Raw genomic sequence first — 3,496 nt, 5'->3', positions numbered from 1 at the left:
CCGTCATCGGCGGCGAGGGGATCCGGGCGCTCGGGGTCGGCTACGTGCTGCTGCCGGTGCTGCTCAACTCCCTGTTGCTGCTGAGTCTGGGCTTGCTCTACAACCGCGCCCTGGGGCGTCGTTATCCCCATGGCGGCAAGGTGGCGCCCAATCGCCACCAGACGGCGGATCCCCAGCCGAGCGCCCGGCTCGCCACTCAGGACATCGACTTTGCCCTGGAAAAACACGGGGAACTGCTGGACATCAGCCGCCAGGATTTGCAGGAGCTGCTGCAGGAGGCCCAGCTTCACGCCCTGCGGGGGCGAGTGGGGACGGTGCGCTGCCAGGATGTGATGTCGCGGGATCTCGTCGTGACGACGCCACAGGCGCTCGCCATGGAAGCGTGGCATCTGCTCTCCCACCACCAGATCAAGGCGCTGCCGGTGGTGGATGAGGGGGAGAGGCTGGTCGGCATCATCACCCTGCACGACCTGATGATCGACCGGGCGGGTCACCAGCCGAGGGCGAAGGAGGCCCTTGAGCAGCAGCAGGTCGCGGATCTGATGACCCGGGAGGTGCAGACGGCTCGGCGCTACCAGCCTCTCTACGATCTGGTGGAGGCCTTCTCCGACGGGGGGCTGCACCACATGCCGGTGGTGGAGGGGGAGCAGCTGGTGGGCATCATCACCCAGTCCGACATGGTGGCGGCGCTCTTCACGCTGGCCCTGAAACCCGGACTGACGAGCGAGGAGGCGACCCCGGTGTCGTCGTAGCCAGGGGGGCAAGAAAAAAGAGGGCGTGCCAGGCACGCCCTCTTTCTTTCGCAGACTTGCACAGACGGGTGGCCAATGCCTAGCCGTAGCGGGCCAGAGTGAGCCCCTCGTCGCTGATATCCGGGGTATTGCCCGAGATGAGATCGCTGAGCAACTGGCCCGATCCTGCCGCCATGGTCCAGCCCAGGGTGCCGTGGCCGGTATTGAGCCAGAGCCCGGGAATGGGACTTGGGCCCACCAGGGGCGTGCCGTCCGGCGTCATGGGGCGCAGCCCGGTCCAGAAGGTGGCCTGCTCCAGATTTCCCCCCTGGGGGAAGAGATCCCTCACCACCATGGCCAGGGTATCGTGGCGTCTGGGGTTGAGCGCCAGGTTGAAGCCCGAGAGTTCGGCCATGCCGCCCACCCGGATCCGTTCGTCGAAGCGGGTAATGGCGACCTTGTAGGTTTCGTCCAGCACGGTGCTGCGCGGGGCACCCTCGGCATCCGTCATCGGCAGGGTGAGGGAATACCCCTTGACCGGGTAGACGGGGAGCTCAATTCCGAGGGGGCGCAGGAAGCCGGTGCCATAACTGCCGAGGGCACAGACGATGGCGTCGGCCTGGAAGCGCTGCTCGCCGGCACGGACCGCTACGGCGCGTCCCTTCGCGATCTCGACCTCGTCGATGGCGCAGTTGAAGACGAAGCTCACCCCGAGCTTGCGGGCCTCGTCAGCCAGGGCTTGGGTGAAGCGGAAGCAATCCCCCGTCTCGTCCCCCGGCAGGCGCAGGCCCCCCACCACCTTGCCACGCACCCTTGCCAGGGCGGGCTCGACCTCCTCGCAGCCGTCGGCATTCAGAGACTGATAGGGGACGCCGTACTCCTCGAGCACGGCGATGTCGCGCTGGCTGGCATCGAGCTGCGCCTGACTGCGAAACAGTTGCAGGGTGCCGAGCTGGCGCCCTTCGTAGTCGAGCGCCAGCTCGCCCCGCAACTGCTTCATGCAGTCGCGGCTGTACTCGGCCAGCCGCACCATGCGCCCCTTGTTGACTGCATAGGCTGCCGGCGTGCAGTTAGCGAACATCTTCAGCATCCAGCGCAGCTGGAAGGGGTCCGAGGTGGGTCGCACCGTGAAGGGGGCGTGCTTTTGCAGCAGCCATTTGGCGGCCTTGAGGGGAATGCCGGGGGCAGCCCAGGGGGAAGCATAACCCGGGGAGATCTGACCCGCGTTGGCATGGCTGGTTTCAAGGGCCACCCCGTCACGCCGCTCCAGCAGGGTCACCTTGTGACCGGCCTTGGCCAGATACCAGGCGCTGGTCACACCGACCACGCCACCACCGAGTACCACTATGTCCATCTTGTCTCTCCTTGACTGGGGCCTTCACCTTAATCAGCCGCCACAGGATATTCAACTGGTGTCGATGTCATTGGTGGTTATTGCTATTCACATTTTGTTAACTGGCTCTCAATGTTGTCATTTGCTCACTTTCTGGCATGAAATCCGGTCGATTCAGAGCCGCTCCAGGTGGAGCAGATGATGCTCTGCCGTCATCAGGATGGCTTGCTGCTGTTCTGTGGTTTGGCCATCCCAGTTGGCATAGGGCAGGGCGAGGCGAGGGTTGTTGCCAAGTTTGTCCCTGTTGCGCCAGAGAAAGTGCCAATAGAGGCTGTTGAAGGGGCAGCTGTCCGGCCCGCTGCGGGCCTTCACCTGATAGTGACACCCCTTGCAGTAGTGGCCCATCCGCTCGAGATAGGCGCCGCTGCTGGCGTAGGGCTTGCTGCCCATCAGACCGCCATCGGCAAACTGGCTCATGCCGCGGGTGTTGGGCAGCTCCACCCACTCAATGGCATCCACATAGATGCCCAGATACCAGGCATCCACCTCGTCAGGGTGGAGCCCCGCCAGCAGGGCGAAGTTGCCGGTCACCATCAGCCGCTGGATATGGTGGGCATAGGCGTGCTCCAGAGACTGTCGAATGGCGTGACGTACGCAGGCCATGCTGGTTTCTCCATTCCAGAAAAAACCGGGCAGGGGTCGTTCGGCCCCGAGAAAGTTGGTGCGCCGATACTCGGGCATCTTTTCCCAGTAGAGGGCGCGGACAAACTCGCGCCAGCCGAGGATCTGGCGGATGAACCCCTCCACCTGCGCCAGGGAAATAGTGGCCTGATTGGCCTGCCAGTGAGCTTGCGCAGCGCGGATCACCTCGAGGGGATGGAGCATCTTGCTGTTCATGGAAAACGACAAGCGGCTGTGGAACAGGCTCCAGCCCCGTTCGCTCAGGGCGTCCTGATAGCGGCCGAAGTGGGGCAGGCAGTGTGCAAGGAAGTGTTCAAGCAGTGCGCGGCTCTGGCGCCGGGTGACGGGCCAGGGCAGGGCGTCGGCATCGGCACTGCCAATGGTGGCAATGCCGTGGCGAGTCAGCATGGCATCGATGTCGCTCACCTCGTTGGCAAAGGTGAGGGGCGCCGGGATGGGTTGGCTCGCCGGCAATTTGGCGCGATTCTCGGCATCGAAGTTCCAGCGCCCCCCAAGGGGCTGGCCGCGCTCATCGAGCAACACCCGGTACTGCTTTCGCAGGGCGCGGTAGAAGAACTCCATCCGGCTGTGGGGGTAGCGTCGCCAGCCATCGCGGGGGGTGAGAAAATGTTCGCTGTCCACCTCAGCGGTCGGGATGGCAAGGCCTGAGGCCCACTGGGTCAGCTGGCTTGCAAGGCGCCACTCGTCCGGGCTCTGCCAGGCGAAGCGCTCGGCCTGATGCGCTTCGAGC

General features: G+C 64.6%; 3 protein-coding genes. 1 reads left to right on the top strand and 2 read right to left on the bottom strand.

Annotated features, from left to right (window positions below; all coding sequences use genetic code 11):
- A partial coding sequence (locus AACR77_RS14645) for a CBS domain-containing protein (protein ID WP_042882484.1) occupies positions 1-752 on the top strand: 752 nt, incomplete at its 5' end.
- A gap of 79 nt (positions 753-831) precedes the next feature.
- Here the strand turns inward: AACR77_RS14645 and AACR77_RS14640 are convergent.
- Positions 832-2,085 (bottom strand): D-amino acid dehydrogenase, encoded by a 1,254-nt coding sequence (locus AACR77_RS14640; protein ID WP_042882483.1) that lies wholly within the window; start codon positions 2,083-2,085, stop codon positions 832-834.
- Between the two features lie 153 nt (positions 2,086-2,238).
- On the bottom strand, positions 2,239-3,496 hold a 1,258-nt coding region (locus AACR77_RS14635; RefSeq protein WP_042882482.1), incomplete at its 5' end, for a cryptochrome/photolyase family protein.

This window comes from Aeromonas sp. ZOR0002 (assembly GCF_963866995.1).
Lineage (GTDB): Bacteria > Pseudomonadota > Gammaproteobacteria > Enterobacterales > Aeromonadaceae > Aeromonas > Aeromonas caviae.
Note: the sequence above shows the minus strand (reverse complement) of the source record. Positions and strands in the feature narration are given on the sequence as shown.